Annotated in this window: 6 protein-coding genes; all 6 read right to left on the bottom strand. The window is 43.1% G+C overall.

Features of this window, described 5'->3' with window-relative positions; genetic code table 11:
* Positions 1-105: 105 nt before the first annotated feature.
* Entirely contained in the window at positions 106-1,083 is a 978-nt protein-coding gene (pdhB, locus tag J6600_RS07400) for a pyruvate dehydrogenase complex E1 component subunit beta (RefSeq protein WP_003154528.1), read from the bottom strand.
* Positions 1,084-1,086: 3 nt separating this feature from the next.
* On the bottom strand, positions 1,087-2,202 hold the full coding sequence (gene pdhA, locus J6600_RS07395; protein WP_007611171.1) for a pyruvate dehydrogenase (acetyl-transferring) E1 component subunit alpha: 1,116 nt from the start codon (positions 2,200-2,202) through the stop codon (positions 1,087-1,089).
* 470 nt (positions 2,203-2,672) lie between these two features.
* The gene (locus J6600_RS07390) at positions 2,673-3,764 is read right to left on the bottom strand and encodes a serine hydrolase domain-containing protein (protein ID WP_014417648.1); all 1,092 of its coding nucleotides are present in this window, start codon (positions 3,762-3,764) and stop codon (positions 2,673-2,675) included.
* Positions 3,765-3,799: 35 nt separating this feature from the next.
* The gene (locus J6600_RS07385) at positions 3,800-7,648 is read right to left on the bottom strand and encodes an alpha/beta fold hydrolase (protein ID WP_209388195.1); all 3,849 of its coding nucleotides are present in this window, start codon (positions 7,646-7,648) and stop codon (positions 3,800-3,802) included.
* A 50-nt stretch (positions 7,649-7,698) separates the two neighbouring features.
* Positions 7,699-15,081 (bottom strand): SDR family NAD(P)-dependent oxidoreductase, encoded by a 7,383-nt coding sequence (locus tag J6600_RS07380; RefSeq protein WP_209388335.1) that lies wholly within the window; start codon positions 15,079-15,081, stop codon positions 7,699-7,701.
* On the bottom strand, positions 15,081-20,792 hold the full coding sequence (locus J6600_RS07375; protein ID WP_209388194.1) for a type I polyketide synthase: 5,712 nt from the start codon (positions 20,790-20,792) through the stop codon (positions 15,081-15,083). The genes J6600_RS07380 and J6600_RS07375 overlap by 1 nt, the downstream gene beginning before the upstream one ends.
* Between the last annotated feature and the right edge of the window lie 14 nt (positions 20,793-20,806).

Below are 20,806 nucleotides of genomic sequence, written 5' to 3'. Positions count from 1 at the left end.
TTGATTAAGCAAATTTTAGTTATGCATTCGCAAGCATTGAACCTAGTAAACAGACTCCTTCATATAGAGAAAAGGACTCTCTTTACCGTCTTTTATGATGCCTGATTAAAATTCAAGAACTTTTTTCGCAGTTTCAAGAACGTCTTTATGATTTGGAAGCCATACGCTCTCAGCAAGCGAGAAAGGAAATACTGTATCAGGCGCCGCAACACGCAGAACCGGAGCTTCCAGGCTCAGAATCGCGCGGTCATTGATTTCAGCTACAACGTTGGCAGCGATGCCGGCTTGTTTTTGAGCTTCTTGCACGACAATTGCGCGGCCTGTTTTTTCAACAGAAGCAATAATCGTATCAATATCAAGCGGACTTACAGTGCGAAGGTCGATAACTTCAGCAGAAACGCCTTCTTTTTCAAGCTCTTCAGCAGCCTTAAGCGACTCATGAACCATCGCGCCGTATGTGATGATAGAAAGGTCAGTACCTTCGCGTTTCACATCAGCTTTGCCAAGCTCGATTGTGTATTCCTCCTCAGGAACTTCCTGACGGAAAGAACGGTAAAGTTTCATATGCTCTAAGAAAACAACCGGATCATTGTCTCTGATAGAGGCAATCAGCAGTCCTTTTGCATCGTAAGGAGTGGAAGGGATAACAACTTTAATACCCGGCTGCTGAGCGATAAGGCCTTCCAAACTGTCAGCGTGAAGTTCAGGTGTATGAACCCCTCCGCCGAATGGAGAACGGATTGTCACCGGAGAAGTCCAGCGTCCGCCGGAACGGTAGCGGAGACGAGCCATTTGTCCTGAGATTGAATCCATTACTTCATATACGAATCCGAAGAATTGGATTTCCATAACAGGACGGTAATCTTGCAGGCCTAAACCGAGAGCGAGACCGCCGATACCGGATTCAGCAAGCGGCGTGTCAAATACGCGGTCCTCACCGAATTCTTTTTGAAGGCCTTCAGTTGCACGGAATACGCCTCCGGCAACGCCTACATCTTCCCCGAAAAGCAGAACGTTTTCATTGTTTTTCAGTTCTGTGCGTAACGCATCAGTGATCGCTTGAATCATTGTCATTTGCGCCATGGCTTACTTCGACTCCTTCGCTTTGTAAATTTCAAGTTGTTCTTTTAAGTTGAACGTCGGCTCTTCAAACATATTCTCAATCAGCTCTGTTACTTTCGGTTTTGATTCGCCGTCAGCCTTTTTGATAGCTTGTTTGATTTCTTCTTTGGCCTGTTCAATCACTTTGTTCTCTTCTTCTTCAGACCATAGTCCTTTGTTTTCCAAGAACTTGCGGAAACGTACGAGCGGGTCTTTTTGCTCCCATTCATTTTCTATTTCTTTCGTACGGTATTTAGTCGGATCGTCACCGGACATTGTATGAGGTCCGTAACGGAATGTAAGAGTTTCGATCAGAGTCGGACCTTCACCGTTAATTGCGCGCTGGCGTGCTTCTGCGGTTGCAGCGTAAACGGCAAGTGCATCCATTCCGTCTACTTGAACACCTGTAATACCGACGGCAACTGCTTTTTGGGCAATTGTCTGTGCGGATGATTGCTTTTCTACAGGAGTTGAAATCGCATAGCGGTTATTCTGAACAACGAAGATCGCTGGCGCTTTAAATGCTCCGGCAAAGTTCATTCCTTCATAGAAGTCACCTTGAGAAGCTCCGCCGTCACCAGTGTAAGTAATAGCTACCGCTTTTTTACCGCGCTTTTTAAGACCTAAAGCTACACCTGCGGTTTGAATAATTTGAGCACCGATAATAATTTGAGGTGATAAAGCATTTACTCCCTCAGGCATCTGATTACCTTTAAAATGGCCTCTTGAGAACAGGAATGCCTGATGTAAAGGAAGCCCGTGCCAAATCAGCTGAGGAACGTCACGATAACCCGGAAGGATAAAGTCGTCCTGTTCAAGCGCGAAGTGTGATGCAATTTGAGAAGCTTCCTGGCCCGCTGTCGGTGCATAGAAACCTAAACGTCCTTGACGGGAAAGAGAAATTGAACGCTGGTCTAAAATGCGGATATACACCATTCTTCTCATTAATTCCTTTAACTGATCATCTGAAAGATCAGGCATTGCGTCTTTATTTACGACTTCTCCTTCAGCATTTAAAATTTGGAACGTTTCAAACTGCTTATGAATAGCATCAAATTGTTTTTTGCTATCAACAATTGAAGTTTTTGTCTTTGCAGCCATTTTTTAAACCACCTCTTCTTTTGATTTAACAGGGTTAGGATACCGTTTAGCCATCCGTATTAAAAACAGTCTTATCATGCTCTGCAATTCTAAAATTAATCATTCAGAAATTCACATAGCGCTTAAGCAAAGATAATGACGTTTAAACTGTACTAATAAAAAAAGATTTTTTATTAGTACAATATGATCAACAACCATAGTTTACAGTAATTAAACAAAGCCGTCAATTATTTATAACCTCATTTTGAAACCGCTTATAAAACTTAAGACCATATTGCGCCAAACTGTACTATAAAAGACTTTAAACTGTATTATAAAAATACTCTACTGTACTATAATTAAAAAAAATTACAAAGAGTAAATTAAGTTATTTAACTTAGGGGCAGGCTTTGAAAAGATGCCGCGGGATAAAAACGGGCAGTTAGCAATCGTCCCGCCTGCCGAACAGACGGGACGATGCTTTTGTCTAATTATTCAATACCCGCCCACACGATATTCAGCGGCGTCAGCACGGCATGAGGATGAAACTCGGAAATCGGAGTGAAAAATACATACGTAAAATCTTCGGCTGGATCAGAAAACATGCCGCACCAACCCATTCCAAGATGTGAGAAGGTGCCTTCTGTCATGAAATAATGGTCACCGGCCGGCCACAAATTAACGCCTAAACCAAAGCCGCCTTCCTCTCTGGGCGCTCCGAAGAAGTAAAAAGGAAGACCGGGCTTTATTTGATTTCTCAGCATGGCCTCGACTGTTTTTCTTCCAAGCAGCTTCTTATCTTTCAATCTGCCTTTATTTCTAAACATTTCAGCCAACTTCCAAATATCCCGCAACGAAGAGTACAGACCGCTTGTCGCTTTATTCGGAAAATACGGGTGATGACTTTTTTCCAGCTGTACGCACTCGTGTTCATTGATCACACAAACTTCTTCTTTTAAAGCATCAGGCACATAAAAATACGTTCTTTCTAATCCGAGCGCTTCAATAATATGCTTTGTTACATACTGTTCGTAGGATACGCCTGTTACTTTTGAAATAATGATGCCAAGTATAACAAAACCGGTTCTGGAATAGTTCCATGCTTCATCCACTCCGTACTCCAAAGGCGTACTGACCAGATAGTTTATCCATTCTTCCTCATTCGTTAAGTCAATGCCTTCAGCCTTTTGAATATCCAGCTCAAAACTTAATCCCGCCGTATGAGTCAAAAGGTGCAAAATTTTAATTTCTCCGAAACCCGGTTTATCAAACGCAGGCAAAATGAGCTTGACCGGCATTTTCAGATCGAGCAAACCTTTTTCGACGAGCTGCATGACGGCTACAGCGGTAAACACTTTTGTCAAAGAACCGATTTCTCTGATTGTATCAAGCTGAAATGTTTGCTTTTCGTTTTGTCCGCCGGTAAATTCCCCTAACGACTCAGCTGCAAAAACCTCACCTCCTCTTGACATCATATAACTCGCACATTGCAGATCTCCATTGTCTATCATCGTCTGATAATGGCTGTTAAGAGCGTTAATTTGTTTCATATCAAATGCCGGATTGCTTATTGTTTGTTTCATTGTTTTCTCCCCCTGTACTGTATGTATCGTTTTCATCACTTACTTACTGATTTCTTGATGAATTCTGACACCGCTTTATTAAATTCTTCCGGATGTGTGAGGTTCGGAAGATGCCCCGCTCCCTTAATTTTCTTTAATTCTGCATTGCTCAGCAGTTTCTGCAGCCTTTTTGTTTCTTTCTGATCAACTACGCTTTCCTTCTCACCCGTAAGGATAAGCGTTCTTGTATGAATGTCTTTTAAAAAGCCGGTTGTAGAATAGCCTTCTTGTTGATGTATCTTCATAAAACGTTCAATAGAAGCATTTAAAAATTGATTACTGTATAAACTTTCATATTCATGCGATTTTCCTATAGCTATAAAATCATTTTTCAGTTTTTCCTCGACACTGCTTTCAGGGTCTTCTTCGTATTCGGTGTAACTTCCGGAAAGAATGAGTGTTTTTACTTTTTCAGGGTATTCATAGGCTATCCTCTGCCCTATCATGCCTCCCCAAGAAGCTGCCGCAATGTGGATCGGCCACGCAACCCCTATCTCGTTCAGCACTTCGATAAAAGTCTGAGCCAGCCCGCTCAGTGTAAAATCGGCGCTCCCCTCACTCAGCCCGTAACCCGGTGTGTGTATGACAATTACATTAAATTGATCTGCCCACTCTTTCATTTGTTCTTTCCACATGTAAGCAGTGGTAGCAAAACCGCAAATCAGTAAAATTGTTTCGCCCTTACCGCTCATCAATATCTCCATATGCCGGGCATTTTCTGTGTTTGCCAGAAAATGAACGGTTTCCGTTTCTTCTGTCTGGTAAAAAGCGATGAGTTTTTTTGCGGCATCGCTTTGATTGTGCTGAAGGGCTCCTTTCTTCAGTCTGCTCCAATAATGCAAATAATCGTCGAGATGACGATTGGAAGCTGTGCCGAGTATTCGGAAAGGACTTTCAGCTCCTTCCGTAACGACTGACGAAGCATCAAAATCGGCTGCAATCGCTGAATCTCTTACCAGAGGCGGTGCTGAACGGGCGGATAACGGCTTGAAATCGTTTTGTATTTTTTCTTTTTCTCCGTATAACACGATCAGCTGGTGGCCTTGGCCGAGAAGCGAGTGTTCAAAAGCTTTGATTCCGGCAGTATTTTCTAATGGGTGAAGTCCGTACTCCCTTTTCATAATATCTTGGATGCCGGGATCAACTGACATGCCTCCGTCTTTCCAGAAAGGCCAATTTACAGCGATGGTTTTTCCTGATCTTCCCCCCGCCTTTCTCATACATTCCCTCCACTCGGCAAAATGCTCCAGAAAACGATTGGCGTAGGCATAATCGGCTTGACCCAGACTTCCGATTTCTGAGGAGATGGAAGAAAACAAAACAAAAAAGTCTAAAGGCATATCTCTGAGCGCTTCATCCAAATGAATCACACCATTGACCTTTGATTGCAGCACCGCTTGAGCTTCCGCGTCTGTTTTATTCATAATGAGAGAGTCTTTTAACACGCCTGCACTGTAAATGACCCCGTTGATTTCGGAATAATCAGCACGAATTTTTTCCGCTAACTTGATGACCTGCTGCTTATCTGACATGTCAGCCTGGATATAAGAAATGCTTGCCCCGTCATATCGGATGCTGTCTAATTTTTCTTCCATGTCTGCTGTCATTTTCGATCGCCCGGCAATGATAACGCTGGCTCCGTGATTTGCATAAAGAAACGCTGAAATAATCCAGCCGATGCCGCTTAACCCTCCGATGATGAGATACACCCCGTTTTTTGCAAACTTTGCGGCCTTTTGTCCTGTTTGCAGCGAAGCGTCTCTATATGCTGTCACCCACCTTTTTTGATCGCCGTCATATTTCACAGCCTGATGATGTCCGGCACTTAATTCATTGAGAAGCAAAGGTGCTTTTTCAATGGTTTGTCTTGAAGAAATCTCAACCGTTTTACACTTTATATTCGGCTGCTCCGCATTCAGCGTTTTAAAAAAGCCTCCAATCGCGGCGTAAACCGGATTTGTATATTGATCCTTGTCATGTACGTACAGAATGTTGATGTTTTCTTTTGTTTTTTGACGGATCAAAGCTTTACTTAAATAAAGGATTGAATAAAAGCTGTGAGTCAGGTCTAACGCCGCTTCAGTATAAGCTTTTTTTGACAGGTAATGAATGATTGACGCCGGAAACGCTCCGGACTTTTTAAGATCATCTAACAGTCTGGTGTAATGAGCAGACTGCTCCGGGTTAAATTTATAATGCTTTTCATTTACCATTTCATATTCAGCGGCGGCTTCCGCATAAATAACATTTTCACTGCCGGTGTAGTTGCGGATTTCATCACTCAATGAACTGTCGAAATCGAAAATCAAAGTATTTTCCTTAGACACTTCTCCGGACTTTAATGGCGACTCAATCCATTCTTTTTGTAAATACAAAGATTCAAGCATCGGCTTTTCAGACGGCTCTTTCGTTTGCGTTTTTTCTTTAAAAGCTGCAGCCGGTGTATTACGCACATCATATTTTTCTTCTAAATAAGCCGCTAAATCATGAATATTGTTATAATCAAAAAGCAATGTCGGATACAATTGTGTATCTAATCTTTCCTCGAGCATTTTCGATATATGCAGCAGCTGTTTTGAGTCAAGACCCAGTTCGTAAAAAGATTGGTGTTTGTCCGCTTTATTTGGCGGTGTGTTTGTAACCTCTCCAATAATGGATGACAGCTCATCTGTTAATGTTTTTTGACTGTCTTGGTGCAAAACTGTATCAGAGATAGAGTCTGTAATGTCAGCTCCGTATTTCTCCTGCAGATATTCCGTCAATTCACCGATTGTGGAGTAATCAAATAATAAAGTCGGGTACAGCTTTGTATCTAACATCAGTTCTAATTTTTTGGATAAGTCTAATAATTGTTTAGAATCCAAGCCCATCTCATAAAAGGAAATATCATTCTTCACTGTTTCAGCAGGTTTTTCAATCATGCCGGCTATCTCTTGGATCAAATTATTTCTGATCATTTCTTTATTGTTCGTTGCGCTGCCAACCTCTTTAGCTTTTTGGGAATGCTCCAGCCTTTGTATTGATTTTTCATTTCTGACTCTTTTCACACCGAATCGCTCATAATAAAAAGCAAGCTCTCCATCAGGCCTGTATACTTCTATGTCCGCATATAAAATGTCTTTAGAAGGCGGCTGCGTTATACTGTTTTTATCAATATACACAAAACAAGACCCAGTTGTTTTATGCAGTGCCCGGAATGTCTCAATATATATAGGGATAAACGCATTTTTTCCTTCATCCGGCAAGTCTGATGTAAGGATTCCCAACAAGCTGAGAGACCCATCCAAAAATGCGGGATGCATGTAAAAGTCATCTGTATATTCTTTTGAAAGTCCGCTTAAACTGACCTCTCCCAGAATATAATTTTCACCTTCATATACCGTACCTTCCAATTTCATAAAATCTTTATGAATCAGGCCGCCCCTGCGCAAATTACGATAGGCGGATTCAGCATCCGAAATCCGGACGGCTCCTTTCTTTAATTCTTCGATTGAAATTGTCTTTTCGTTTATCGCATTTTTTCTTATAATTTCCGCCTGCAAGTTGACTGACGCTTCACCTTCCGCCTTTTCAGCGACCCATTTCCTGCTTGTTGTTTCAACAAGCCAGCCGTTTTCTTGTTCCGTAAACTGGAAGGTGACTTTTTTATCAAAATGGACTGACGTCGCAACAGGTTCACGGAATAAAACATGTTTGATTTCAAAACTTCGGGGGGATATCCCTTTCTCAGCTAAAAATCGTGTTATTAAATCCAGATACGTTACGCCGGGTATCGTACGCACTTGATGAAGGACATGGTCTGAAACAATATAATCGTCATGTTTGACTAATACGCTGAACCTCATGCAACTCGACAACCTTTCTTCTTTTACAAAGTAAAGAAACAGAGCAGGTGCTACTCTGTTTCATCAATAATTTCAAGAAGCCGTTTTTTATTCTGTTTGATTTGTTTTTTCCGATTTGAATCCGGCCAGTACTCTTTTCTGACAAACTCGGCAGGCGGCAGCGGAGTTCTGACGGAATGATATGAATCATCCAGGCCGCTTACCAAAAGGTGGGCGTTTGTTCCGCCAAAACCGAAAGCGCTGATGCCCGCCCTCCGTTTTCCATCCTTCCAGCTTCTCAGCTCTGTATTCGGATAAAAAGGCGACTTTTCAAATTCAAAGCGGGGATTTGGCGTTTCACAATTCAATGTAGGCGGAATTTCCTTATGCCATATTGATAAAATCACTTTAATGAAACTTGCCGCTCCGGCAGCGCTTAATAAGTGTCCGATATTGGTTTTTACACTTCCTACTCCGCAAAATTGCGTTTTGTTTGTGTCTCTTCGGAATACTTTTGTCAGAGCCTGTAGCTCAATCGGATCTCCAATCATCGTGCCTGTGCCGTGAGTTTCGACGTAGCTGACTGATCCGGGAGTGATATCGGCTTTTTCAAATGCATCTTGAATAACCTGCTCTTGAAGCTTAGGATTCGGGGTCGTAATTCCCATTGTCGCACCGTCGTTATTAATAGCTGATGCTTCAATGATACCGTATATCCGATCTCCGTCCGCTTTCGCTTTCTCGAGCGGTTTTAACAGAACAGCGCCAAAACCCTCTCCGGGTACAAAGCCGTTTGCCCTTTCATCAAAAGTAAAACACTGACCGTCCGGCGAAAGAGCTCCTCCTTCTGTTAACATCAGGTAAGGAATTTCATCCAAAAGCAGATCCGCCCCTCCTGCCAGCGCCATCTCTGAATCACCGTTTTTTATGCTTTGGCAGGCTAAATGAATGCTGACTAATGAAGAAGAACAAGCGGTATCAGAAACCATGCTTGGACCGTGAAAATTAAAGAAATGCGACACATGTGAAGCAATAAAGTTTTGACTAAGCCCGACGATGTGGCTGCTGCTTTCTTTCGGCAGTTTGTGACCGTAGCCGCCCATTCTGGAACCGACAAATACGCCGACTTTTTTTCCCGATAATTCCGTTTCTTCATAACCGGCATCCCGTACAGTCTGTACACTCGTTTCTAAGAAATGTCTTATCAGCGGGTCCGTTTGGATGGCTTTCTCCTCTTCCATGCGGAAATACTCCGGATCAAAGCTGCCGATTCCATTGATAAATCCTCCCCATTTGCTGATGCTTTTTCCCTTTTGCTGCACCGGAGAGTAATTTTCTTCTATATTCCACCGGGAATCAGGTACTTCTTTAATATGATTCTTCCCTTTTCTCAGATTGTCCCAAAATTCCTCTTTATCAGCCGCTCCAGGGAACTTACATCCGATTCCGATAACAGCTATCTTTGCAGAGGAAGCCGTCTGCGGTTCTGTATTTCGGCTCGTCACAGACTGCATATCATGCTGATTGCTGCTTTGAGAATCAGTCTGTTCGATTTGTTTTTTCAACGGCGGCGCCGTCTTACCGATATATTCCGCAAGACCATGAATCGTGTTGTGTTCAAGAAGCACAGTAGGGTCAATTTTTTTCTGAATCATTGCTTCTATACGATGTATAATGCTGACAAGAAGTATAGAATCCACACCGTATTCCTGAAAATCCGTATTTGGGTTAAGCTTTTCAAGGGGAATGCTCAATTCCTCGGCAAATACGGCAGAAAGTTCACTGACAAGCCTTTCTGAACGATCAAAAGTGTCGGGAGTCTCCTGTCTTCGCACTGGAAATGAAGCTCCGCCGGTTTTATTGATATTCAGGAGACTGTCTGCATGAAACACTGTTCCTTTTTTCACGATAGGAATGATATTGGCCGATTTTCTCTCCAGTGCATGATACAAAACCGCCAGTCCTTCCCGTGTGGAAAGAGAGTCCAATCCCAATTCATCATATAAAGGACTCGTCACAGTACCCATTCCGACTTCTTTCCAGCTCGGCCAATTGATGGACGTGAAATACGTTCTCCCCTTTTGAAAATGATAAGCCGCGAAATAGTCCATATATGCGTTTGCAGACGCGTAATCAGTCATTCCTTTCGACAGTTTGGGTGACTGTGCAGCAATTGATGAAAATAGAATAAAGAAATCCAGCGGCCTATTATTAAAAATCCGCTCCAAATTCTGAAGTCCAGTGACTTTCGGCCCGTACACCGTCTTAAATTCACTCATTCTTTTATGAATAAAGGCCGGATTTCCGCCGCTGTGCAGTCCGGCACAGTGTATGACACCGCTTATATCTTTAAATTCAAGGCTTACTTGGTGAAAGAATGAACGCAGCTTCTCTTCATTTGTGAGAGAACCGCTGTAATACAGATAGTTGACACCTTTCTCTTCAAAACTTTGAAACAGTTTGATATTGCTGACTGTCTTTTCGTCCTGTCTGCCCTCTTTCAGCAAATGATCCCATTCACTTCGCAAAGGTAATGGACGCGTCCCCGTCAGCACGAGTTTTTTCACTCCCCGTTTCACCAAATCTTCAGCTATTGCTCTGCCAATACCCCCTGTCCCGCCGGTAATCACGATGGCTTTATCCGCAGGAAATGAAACAGGCCCGCCGGTATGGATTCTTTCTTCTTCAAAATACGGAACATATCTGACGCCGCTGCGGTAGCATACTTCATTCTCTCCGGTACATTGCGCCCTTTCATTCTCAAAGATTTGTTTCAGCTCATGCGTTTCTTTCATGCTGTCTATATCTATTGTTTTCACATGAACAAAGCCGTATTCCGCAGAAAGGGCTTTCAGAAAAGCCGCTGATTCCGCCCCCGTCAGCTTTGGTTTTTCCGCTTTAAATACCTGCAAGCCATTGGTGATTTGTAAAATGGATAATGGTGTTTCCTTTTTACTCCGCTTAATTATTTCTTGTATAAATAAGAATTTACCATATGGGATGCCGTTCTGATTTTCACTCTGGTTTCCGATATCTGAGAAATCAAATATATTTTCGACCTGCCGCTCACCGCCCGAGAAGATCTCACGGATAACGTCGTATGCGTGGTTTTCATCTAATAAAGAACACTCAAACATTTGATCAGAGTGTTTTATAAATGAAGAGTGATGTTTTATGACAATCAGATTCTCCTGATCTATATCCGAACAAATGGTGCGGGCAATTGATTCTGTGTCTTGATTTACAAATGCTACTGTTAGTCCGTAACCTTTTGTTTCGGATGGATTTACAAACGGATTCTCCCTCCATTTTTTTTGCAAGTGATGTTGAAAAGAATGCTGAGGGATCTCTGTCTTCTCAGTCCTGGACGGAACCCAATAACGTTCTTTTGCAAACGGATAAGTCGGAATTGAGATCCGTTTACCCGGCTGCTGTAAATGTTGATGAACGGATTTCCAGTCGATATCCGCCCCCCAAACCCATAATTGAGCCAGCTTTTCCTCTTCACCGTTCTCATTAATGGTCTTTACAAACAATTCACCTGCTCTGCCTTCCGTTAACGCCTTCATTTTTTCAGCAAATGCATCTGCTGATGGCTGATTAACATATACGCCTGGAACTTGCTTGTCACCGCGGCAAAACTCAAATAATTTATCTTTCATTTCTTTAAGAGAGGTACCGGTAATCGCCGCTCTGGCCTCCATCGCTTCTCTGCCCGATTGTGTAGTGTATGCCAGATCCCGTAAAACAACGCTTTCCGATTGGCCGGCCTCCATCACTTCATTTGGGAACATGTTTCTTATCGCTCCGGCATATTCCTTCAATAAGTATTCAGTAACCGCTTGAATGGAGGCGCAATCAGTTAATTCATACATCGTGAGTTCAATATGAAACATTTCGTTAATAAAATCCGCCATCCGGCTTAATTCCAAAGGCCCTACGCCAAATTCACTCAGGTGATCAGCAATATTAATTTCTTCCGGATGGATATGAAGCAATTCCGAAACAAACGGTTTGAGTACTTCATTCACCTTTTCTTTCATATCAGGCTGTTTATCCTTTACTTCAGTACTTAGTGAACGTTGAATAAAATCTTTCATGTTTTCGGCATACTCAAGAAGACGTTCATTGTCTTTGGCAGATAACAGGACAATATGCGGTTCGTTCTCAACATGTTCTGTTGAGACGTTTGTTTCTTCATATTCTTCTATAATGATATGAACATTCGTTCCTCCGGCTCCGAATGAGCTGATCCCCGCTCTTCTCGGAACAGTTACTGTTTTTCCGTTTTCCTGCAGTTTCGGTTTCTTCCAGTCTTGCAATGACCGCTGTACATAAAAGGGAGATGCTTTAAAATCAATATTTGGATTCAACGTCTCCGCATGTATGGAGGGAAACAGTTTTTTCAGTTTCATTTGCAAAAGAACCTTTGTCAAACCGGCAATTCCCGCTGCGGCCTCAAGATGGCCGATATTTGATTTGACAGAACCGATTGAACAATATTGAGTGTGCTCCGTAAATTCCCGAAACGCTTTTGTTAATCCGGTGATCTCAATCGGGTCTCCCAGAGAAGTTCCCGTTCCGTGAGCTTCAATATAACTAATTGTACGAGGGTCAATACAAGCTTTCTGAAGCGCGTCCTGTATCAGTTCAGACTGACCATTCGGATTAGGAACCGTAAAACCGTTTGTTCTCCCTCCGTGATTGACCGCTGTCGCTTTAATCAGCGCATAAATATGATCTCCGTCCCTTACCGCTTCCGCCGCCTGCTTTAAAAGTACGGATCCCACTCCTTCTCCCGGTACATAACCGTCACCGCCCTCGCCGAATGTACGGCACCGGCCATCACTTGCAAAGAAGCGGCTTTGATTTAATAATGTATATTTATTCGGATGAAGCGTAAGATTGACCCCGCCCGCAACAGCAAGGGTGCTTTCTCCTCTTCGTATACTTTCACAGGCTAAGTGAATGGCGTTAAGAGAGGATGAACACATTGTATCAACCGCCATACTCGGTCCCTTAAAGTTAAAGAAATATGATATTCTGTTTGCTATTGCAGAAAATGGAGACCCGACGGCCAGTTCATTTCCTTTAAGTGATTCTTCAACGCCGAAAAATTGATAGCTTCCATATGTGACGCCTGCAAATACTCCGACCTTTTTGCGGGTCAGATCTGAAGGTTTATAACCCGCATCCTCTATGGTATTGTACACTGTCTCTAAAAAGAGGCGTTCCTGAGGATCAAGAAAAGCCGCTTCTTTCGGTGATATCCGGAAAAATAAAGGATCAAACCGGTCTGGATTTTTCAGAAAACCTCCCCACTTATAGCAGCTTCCCTCCAGCATTTCCTTCCGGTCATCAGGAATTTCGCTTACGCAATCCCGTCCATTCATCAGCACATTCTGGAACTCCCTGATGTTTTCCGCACCCGGGTATCTGCCGCTGACACCGATAATCGCTATATCAGCAGAAAGGGGGTCGGCCGCAATATGCTCTTTTGAACCTTCTCCTTCAGAGCGTACCGGCGCTTTTGTTTCCACTGGTTTTCTTTTTTGCTTTTTTTGATATGAAACAAGTTCAGATCTGCCGGCCGGTTTCAGCAGTTTCATCATTCGTTCGCTGTGATGACTCAGGAAATATTCGGCTAACTGCGATATTGAATGATATTCAAAAAATAATGTTTTCGACAATCTGCCGATACTTTGCTCCAGCTTTTTGGTCAGACGCATGATCATCACTGAATCAATGCCGTATTTCTCCAGATATTGTTTTTCATCTATGAGTGAGGCCGGTAATTTCAATTCCTCTGACATTATATTTTTCAGATAACTGATTATATTTTGTCTTAATTCATCGTTTTGCAAATCGGCATCTTCCTGCTGCTCTGAATGAAAGCTGATTGTGCCGGCACGCTTCAGCACATCCTCAATCTTTTCTTTACGGCCTTTCAGGGCAATCAGCTGTTCAGATGATTGACACAAGCTGTTCTCCAGAGCCTGTATTCCGTCACTATCATCTAACGGGTCAAGACCGAGTTCCTGTTTCATGTAGGATACTCCTTCATCGTCAATATTCATCCCGCCGGAAGTCCATAGCGGCCAATTGACTGACACTACCCTTTCGGCAGACTCTTTTGCGGTCATAACTGCTGCATACTGATCCAGAAAGGCATTGGCGAAAGCATAGTCACATTGGCCGGCTGAGCCGAAGACTGCCGATGTGGATGAAAACAAGACAAGTAATTCAACTTTCATTTTTTTGATTTCTTCCGCCAGCCACAGCGTGCCATAAACTTTCGAACCTGTGACTTGATCAATTTCTTCTTTTGTCTTTCTTAAGATAAAAGAGTCACGGAGTACGCCGGCACTGTGAAATACTCCATGTAAGGTGCCGAACTGCTCTTTTGCAAAAGCAAATATCCGTTCAGCATCACTTTGTTTTGAAACATCAGATCGGATATATTCAACTGTTGAACCTGAACTTCTTAAATATTCGATCTTTTTCTCCTGCTCTTCAGTTAAATCAGAGCGCCCCGTTAATATGAGATTCGCTTTCCATTTTTCCGACAGATGTTTTGCCAGAATATAACCGAGACCGCCCAGGCCTCCTGTAATCAGATAATTACCATGATGTTTCAGCGGCTGAGTTAAATCGAATGAGCCGGCTTTATTATAGCTTTTCGTAAAACGTCTGCCGTTTTCATAGCGCACTTCAAAATGGATATCCCGTTTTTCGTCACACTCTCTCTGATATATGTCCGCTATTGCTGGAAGAGCGGCTCCCGTACCCTCTGATTGCGTGATATTGATAATCTGATAGTGAAAATTGGGGTGTTCCTGGTGAACGGTTTTCACCAATCCGCCGAGCGCATGATGCAGCGGCAGTTGTTCTTTATTCTCAGTTTGAAAAATATGCGTCAGCTTTATTATCTTTTTCCATTTTAGTTCAATCAGCGCCTGTGTAATATACAGAAGAGAAAACAATCCGTTTTCCAATTGTTTCTGTATACCTCCTTTACTCATGTCAGCCTGAGAATCAGACCACAAGTGAAGAATCTTTTCGGGCAGCTGATAATGATCATGAATGTATCGGAACAGCTTTAGATAATCGTGTTTTTTCACGTGGTTCATACAAATCGTATCATCATGTAAAACAGCAAATTCTTTTCCGCGGATGACGAACAAGAGAGTACAGCCCTTAAACAAACCGCTCAATTCTTGTATTTGCCGTTCATTTTCTGCAAAAATCAGGAGCAATCCCGTCAAGGATACGCTCTTCTTATTCGGAATGAACGATTCTGTCCATTCCGGCTTGTAATAAAAAAGCGGATGGTTCGATGCCCGTGATTTTTGATTCTGAATGGATGTCACACGGGCATAGCCTTCGTCAGCCGACATTTGTCCTGTTTGAATCAGATCAAGAATATCGCTGATTTGTTCACGTTTTCCGTTCATCATTCTTCCCCCATTAATTGTTTCAATACAGCCTTCTGATCAATATCATTGGTTTCCAATTGACGCAGGAGACGAATGAGTTCATCGTCCGTCTGAACAGTATCTTTTTCATGACCATACCTGAATCTCACATCTCTGCACTCTGCCAGAATGCTTCCGTTTCCATCTGTAAATGTCATATGACACGTTACATCACGGCTGTTCTGCCGGTTCTCTTTTTGAGTATAGACATAAAAATTTTGAGCGAGAGGCTGATAGACATCCGCCGCTCCCATTCCGATCAATTCCGGGAAGGTTTCTCCGCTGACAAAAAACGCACTGGCTTGAATCGCGGACTCAAGCGCTTCAGGAGAGATCGTAAAATTCTCTCTTTTTGCATAAAGCTCATCCGGCAATGAATGAAGCGACAGCATTCCGTCACTGTTTTTCGCTGCTTCAATGACAAAAGGCGCTTCAGCCGAATGTTCAGTCATTTCTGATTTGATTTCAGCAATATCAAGCGCTTCAGGAAGCATACCGCTTTCAGGCTTAACAATATGCGCATTTCCCCTGGCAAGACGTACTTTATTCTCACTTTTTGTGTTTGCATATATGTCAAATCGCGCAAAGTCGCGCTCAGGCGTCAGCGTAATCATCAGTTCCCGTATATCAGTCATTCCGTTCATGCTTTCGGTCCACAGTAAATCAGTTAATGTATGAACTGGTTGTCCAAATGCCTCCGCTGCATTGACGATAGCCATTTCAGCCAAAGATGCATAAGGGAAAAAGGACACGTTTCCTTCAGACAGACTTAGTGCAAACGGATGATTACGGCTGATTTTTTTCGTGAAACTGAACTGATTAAAATCGGACGTGTTACTCCCCAAGAAAGGGTGACCCGGCTTACTCACATCCGCTGAAACAAGTGCATCCCCTTTTTCCGCTATCCAATACCGCTGTTTGATCAGCGGTTGTCCCGGAATAGAAATCCTGCGAGCATTCCGATTCACCTCAAAAGTCTCCCAATCTATCTTTCTTCCATTTACCCATTTGGATGCTGCTTCGGCGTAATCTGAACAAACGTGAGGCATTTCATTGTGAACTTCTGATTCGAATGTATGACCGGTATGGCTCAAGCTGCTTTTTTCACCCCTGATATAAGCTGAAAGCTCTTCAGCAATGACCTGCCCGGAATCTGCCACTATCGCCAGCCGTTCTTCCATATGATCGCGTCCCGTCTGAAGTGTATAGGCAATATCCTGAAGACGCAGTTTATGATTGTTATCCTTCGATTCATTTTCTGATAGAAAATCAGCCATAACCTTTGCATATTTTATCAGCCGTTGTTTGTCTTGAGCCGATAAAACAAAGATCACTCGGCCGCTTTGATGATCAAAAGCTTTTGGCGGCTCATACGCTTCCAATATAAGATGCGCGTTTGTCCCTCCTGCCCCAAAAGCGCTTACCCCGGCTCTCAAAGGATGAACAGCATTGCTGTTTTGCGGAATATTCCATTCAGCCGCTTTCCGCTGCACTTGAAAAGGAACCTGATCAAAATCTATAAACGGATTAACAATATCGGAGTGCAGAGAAGGAACAAGCTGCTTATTCTTCATTTGGAGAAGCACTTTCGTTACCGCAGCGATTCCTGCCGCAGATTCTAAATGTCCGATATTTGATTTCACCGAACCGATGGCGCAAGGATGGTTCAATTGATAGGAATCTTTCAGTCCTTGAATTTCAATCGGATCGCCTAATGACGTCCCTGTTCCATGCGCTTCAATATAATTGACGGTATTCGGATCAACGTCAGCTTTACGAAGCGCTTCTGAAATGACCTCCGCCTGCGCATCCGGATTCGGTATGGAATATCCGCTCGTCTTTCCTCCGTGGTTAACGGCGCTTCCCTTAATCACACCGTATATTTGATCTTGATCTTCTATTGCTTTTTTCAATGGTTTTAACAATACGGCTCCGACTCCCTCACCGGGAACATAACCGCTTCCGTCTTTTCCAAAACTCCGGCATCTGCCGTCACTTGATAGAAACTGTCCCATGCTGAGGAACTTATATTTATTCGGATGTATTGACAAATTCACTCCGCCGGCTAATGCCATATCGCTCTCTCCGCAATGTATGCTTTGGCATGCGTAATGAATAGAGGTCAGTGATGAAGAGCACATTGTATCCAGAGCCAAACTCGGACCTTTTAAATGAAAATAATAAGACACCCGATTGGCTATTGAAGAATAGACGGAAGCCGGCGAGAAAGCCACTCCATTTTCTTCCCCTTCAAATAGTTGATATTGGCCCCACATTGCACCGACAAATACACCGACTTTCATCTTTTCCAGCATGTTTCTCGGGTACCCTGAGTCTTCAAAACAATTTTTGGCCGTTTCTAAAAAGAGCCTTTCCTGGGGATCCATAAGTTCTGCTTCCCTTGGGGAAATATGAAAGAAAAGCGGATCAAATTGATCGGCTCCGCTGATAAAACCTCCCCACTTGCTGTAAGACTTCCCTTTCATATCTCTGTCTTCGCTGAAGAAATCATCCATATTCCAGCGGTCAGGCGGGATTTCTGTAATACAATCTTTTCCGCTCTTTAAATTCTCCCAAAATTGAGATAAGTCTTCAGCCATCGGATACTTCCCGCTTAATCCGATAATGGCAATGTCCTCATGCCTTGTATCAGCTGTTTCATTTATTTGGATCTCATGGCTTTCATCCTCCATGAAGGTATCTTGAAGTGCAGATTCCAATTTTTCTTTGTCACCTTCAAACACTATCAGCTGTGATGCATTCAGAGAGAGTGAATCTTGAAAAGCTTTGATCCCATTGGTTTTACTAAGGGGAACCATACCGATTTTTTGTTTCATCCATTTTTCAGTTTGTTTATCCACTTTCATGCCGCCGTCTTCCCATAGCGGCCAGCCGATGGCTACTGAGACGCCGGAGCGTTCTTTTTTCCGCCTCATTCCTTCACGCCACTCAGCGAAAAGATCAATGAACCGGTTGGCCAATGCGTAATCCGTCTGTCCGATATTCCCGTACATCGAGCTGCTTGATGAAAACATCACAAAGAAGTCCAAAGGTTCGGTTTGCAGCAAGCTGTCCAATAAGACCGTCCCATTTATTTTCGGAGCGATCACTTCCTGAATTTCATCTTTTGATTTTTGAATCAATAAAGCGTCGTGCGTCACACCGGCACTGTGTATCACACCGTTGATTTCTCCGAATTGCCTTTTAATGGTTTTTATGATTCGCTCTGCATCGCGGCTATCTGAAAAATCACCTCTTATATATTGAACCGAAGAACCGCCTGCTTTCATTCGGCTGATTTTGTTCTTTTTGTCTTCCGTAAGTTCAGAACGGCCCGCTAAAATAATATTGGCTTTCGTTTGGGCTGCGATATGTTCTGCAAATATAAGGCCTAAGCCGCCGGCCCCTCCTGTAATCATGTATACTCCGTTTTCTTTAAAGGAGAAATCTGAGTTTGGAGCCGGTTCCGCTTCCCGTAAGGCTCGGACCCAGCGCACATTTCTTTCATAATAAAGATCGGTTTCTCCCGGATGCGCTTCCGTAGATTCGACTCTGATGATTTCAGCTGTAAGTTCCGGCAACGATGACTTGTCTGAAACTGATATCCCGATTGTCTTAAGGGCCAGTTTCGGGTTCTCAAGCAAAATAGACTGCCCTGCGCCATGGACTGAAGCGTAAAGCGGCTGATCATTTTTATGGTCCGCTGGATAAAGGAAAAGCGATACAACCTTTTTTTCCGCCTTGCTGCGCATCAATGCCCGACTGAAAAAGAATAGCGGGTAAGCCCCCTTAGAAAGCTGTTCACTTATTTTTTCCGGGCCGGCAAATGACCCTTCCGGCCACCCGTAAACCACGGTGTCGGGCATTTGCCCCCTTTTTTTCAGATCAGCTGCAAGCCTGTCAAAGTGAGCTTCCTCCCTGTGATCTATCTCATAAACACCGTCTCCGTGATAGGAGAAACGATTCCCTGATAAAACGAGAATGATCTGTGTATTTTCGAATCCATTTTCAGCATTTTCCCGCATAAAATGAAAAAGCTCTCTGTCATATTGAAACAGCAGGCATGTTCTTTTCTTTTTATTTCCGCAATTCGGGTCCCAAGCGGCAGCCTTTTGTCTCCAATGCGGCGTTAAATAGGTCAGAGCCGTATGATTCTCTCCATGATGAAGAGGGAGGTCTTTGTCAACGGAAGTCTTTTCGCCGCTCTCTGCAAAATAATTTGCAAGTTTTTGAATCGTCGGATACTCAAACAATAAAGTAGGGTACAGTTCCCTGCCTGTTTTCTCTTCCAATGCCTTTACGGCTTGCATAAGTGTTACGGAATCGAGGCCTTGTTCATAAAAACCTTTTACAACAGAGAGTGTTTCAGGAGCAGTCCCTTTGATATCTGCGATCAGCTGCTGAATGTCTCCTTCTGTTATAAGAGCGGAAAGATTTTCGTTCTTACTTTCTTTCAAGTCAGGCTTTTCAGCCGGTAGATTTCGCGTTAAGAAATAACTGGACATTTTTTGATTTTCTTTAATATACGCGGCGAGTTCCCGGATCGTTTTCTGCTCAAACAGGAGTGTAGGATACAGCTGTTCCCCTGTTTTGTTTTCAAGTTCTTTGACAATGGCAAGCAAAGAAGCTGAATCCAGGCCCTGTTCATAAAAACCAATGTCTGTCCTTATGTCACGCAGATCTATATTTGAAACCCCGGATATTAATTCTTTAAGGTGTGTCTCGATGCTTTCGCTTCGATTTATGATTGAATCTTTTCTGATCAGGCTGTCTTTTGGCTGAGAAGCCGCTTCAGTTTCCAAACGAGTCTGCTTCAGGTTTTCAATTAAATCTTTTGAGCGAATATGTTTCACAGACAGCCGCGTAAAATAAGCGATCATCTCCCCGTGTGCATCGTACAAACCGTAACTTACTTGGATGACATCCCCTGAATCATGATTTTGGTCTTGCTTCTCTATGTACACATAACACCTGTCTTCCAGGCGCTTCGTCATACGGAAAGATTCAATATGAATGGGAATATACGTTTTCATCCGGCTTGCCGGAGATCCTTGAGTAAAATATTCGGGACATGCCTGATAAAGGATCGATATGATGGTAGACGCATCAAGAAAAGTGGGATGCAATTGAAAATAGCCGGTATATTGATTGGCAATTTGGCTGAGCGTCAACTCTGCAAGTACAGAATGGTCAGACGCATAAACCTTCCCCAGACTCTTCATAAATTCAAAATGTTCTATATCGACCTTTTTTAAATAGTCATAACATATCTCCATATCGGCTTCACGGACGGAGGCATGTTTGATTTCATCAATATTGATTGAACTCATGCTTTCCGGGATTTTCGGCATGAGCCTGCAGTTCATATTCTCATCCCAGCTTTCATCCAGAATGCAGTCATCTTTTACTTTTCTGCTCTTCGCCTGAATTTCCCATCCCTGTTCCAATCCCTGAAAACGGATGCGGATTTCTCTGTCAAAGGTATCCGATGTTGCTACAGGTTCCAAATACAAAATATTCTGACACTCGAGTTCTTCAATAGGCAAACCTTTGCTCAGCGCCATACGGTATATCATATCTAAAAATGTGACACCGGGTATAATCCGGGTGCCATGCACCCGGTGATCCCTGACAATATAGTCCGTATGTTTAATTGTTAATGTGAACTGATAGTTTTGATTACTGGCCACCTGTCTCATTCCTT

This window comes from Bacillus sp. LJBV19, assembly GCF_017797845.1.
Classification (GTDB): Bacteria; Bacillota; Bacilli; order Bacillales; family Bacillaceae; genus Bacillus; species Bacillus velezensis.
Note: the sequence above shows the minus strand (reverse complement) of the source record. Positions and strands in the feature narration are given on the sequence as shown.

Coding starts and splice junctions, on each gene's coding strand:
- pdhB (WP_003154528.1), bottom strand. CDS start 1,083: ATGGCGCAAATGACAATGATTCAAGCGATCACTGATGCGTTACGCACA.
- pdhA (WP_007611171.1), bottom strand. CDS start 2,202: ATGGCTGCAAAGACAAAAACTTCAATTGTTGATAGCAAAAAACAATTT.
- J6600_RS07390 (WP_014417648.1), bottom strand. CDS start 3,764: ATGAAACAAACAATAAGCAATCCGGCATTTGATATGAAACAAATTAAC.
- J6600_RS07385 (WP_209388195.1), bottom strand. CDS start 7,648: ATGAGGTTCAGCGTATTAGTCAAACATGACGATTATATTGTTTCAGAC.
- J6600_RS07380 (WP_209388335.1), bottom strand. CDS start 15,081: ATGAACGGAAAACGTGAACAAATCAGCGATATTCTTGATCTGATTCAA.